Source organism: Streptomyces sp. JW3 (assembly GCF_052216785.1).
In the GTDB taxonomy this organism is placed as follows: Bacteria; Actinomycetota; Actinomycetes; order Streptomycetales; family Streptomycetaceae; genus Streptomyces.
Genome location: NZ_JBQOUX010000231.1, coordinates 1 through 1,748 on the forward strand (window position 1 = coordinate 1; position 1,748 = coordinate 1,748).

Sequence of the window (1,748 nt, forward strand, 5' to 3'; positions counted from 1 at the left end):
CGTCAGGCAGCGGGACGCAGTCGTTCGAACCGAGAGACGCGGGTTCCGGCTCGGGGTGTTCCGGTGATCCAGGCATCGAGGCGGGCGAGGTTCATCGCGGTGACGGTGAAGAGGTGTTGAAGGCGGGTCTTCGGGTGGCCGCGGTATCGGGACCGCCGGAGACCGAAGGCCCGGACACCTTGTGAGACGGTTGCCTCGATGCCCTGGCGGTGCTGGTAGACGTCCCACCACTCAGGCGTCTTCTGGTCAGCGCGGTTTCTCTTCATGGCGTCGTGCGCGGCTTTCTCCCTCAGCGTGATCTCCCGTCCTCTGCCGGCTTTCGACGGCGCGCACGCGTTCACGTCCGGGCAGGCCCGGCAATCGGAGGCGGGGAACCGGACCCTGATCACGGGGATACCGTGCGAGGAGACGCGCGGATACCAGCTGTCCGCGACCCGGTCGTTGGGGCAGGTCACCTGCTTGTTGTCCCAGTCCACGGCGAACGCGTCCGTGGCGAACTTGCCGGAGGACTGGGTGCTGGTGTTCTTGTTGATCGGCCCCACGAGCTTGATGCCCGCCTGCTCGGCGTCGGCCAGGCCCTGGGCATCGATGTAGTTGGCGTCCACGAGATGCACGGCGGGGAGTCTGCCGTGAGCACGCAGGTCGGCGTGGATGGCACCGATCATCTTCAGGTCGTTCACGGACGCGTCGGTGGTGGCGACGTGAGTGATCAGGTTGGGTGCATCCGGCTCGCATGTCTCGGTCAGCTGCACCAGGTAGCCGGTCCAGCTGGTGCCGCGCTTGGCTCCGGCACGAGCGTCGGTGTCGTACGGCGAGAACGGCCGTAACCGGCCCGGCGGCACGTTCTTCGCATCCCGCTCGCAGACGGCCCCGTCGACGACCTGGAAGTTCTGCACCCAGACCTGCCGCAGCAGCTCAACTGCCTCCAGCGACCGCGCCTCGCGCGGAGCCTGCGGGGAGAAGACTGCTTCCAGCAGACGTATCCCGTCTGCTCCGGCCTGTCCGATCCACGCCTCGCGTTTCTCCTTGCCCCGGGGCAGTCTCGCTTCCTCCACCCGGTGCCCATAGCGGTTGAACCACGCCTCATCTGCCTGCGCGGCCAGCCACTGCGGAAACGCTGCGGCCAGCGTGTTCAGGGCCGCCCGCAGCGTCTCCCCGAGCATCTCCAGATGGTTGACCACCCGGATCGCCGCCAGGACCCGGGCGGAATCGGTCCGGGCCCGGCCCGATGTCTTCAGCAGCCCCCGCTCCTTGGCCGCCTGGAGCACCTGCTCGAAGAGTTCATCAGCCATCTGCCCCCGCACCAGGCGGGCTCGGAACTCGCTCAGCACGGAGTAGTCGAAGCCGGTATCAGTCAGTTCCAGCCCGAGCGCGTACTTCCAGTCGATCCTCACCCGCACCGCGGCAGCGGCCTGCCGATCCGACAGTCCTTCAGCGAACTGCAACACCGTGACCAGCGCCAACACACCCGGTGGCACCGCAGGGCGACCCCGCTGCGGGAATAGAGAGGCAAACACCTCACCAGAGAAGACGTCCGCGAACTCATCGCGCAGCCGTATCGCCAGCGTTCCGTCCGGACATACCGCCCGAGCCACCCGCTCCGTCTCCACCGGAATCTCACCCAACCCGGGCTCCCGCAGCGACACCGACACCCTCCCCAGAACGCACCATCGGCCTTCACCACCCACAACCAGGCGATGAAGGCCGACGTCACGCACAGGGACCGGACCATTTACCAACAGTGTCCG

The 1,748-nt window shown here is 67.3% G+C and carries 1 protein-coding gene; it reads right to left on the bottom strand.

Annotated features, from left to right (window positions below; all coding sequences use genetic code 11):
• Nucleotides 1-2 precede the first annotated feature (2 nt).
• Nucleotides 3-1,646, bottom strand: a complete 1,644-nt coding sequence (locus ACTT8P_RS38210) for an IS1182 family transposase (RefSeq protein WP_442836387.1) — start codon at nucleotides 1,644-1,646, stop codon at nucleotides 3-5.
• Between the last annotated feature and the right edge of the window lie 102 nt (nucleotides 1,647-1,748).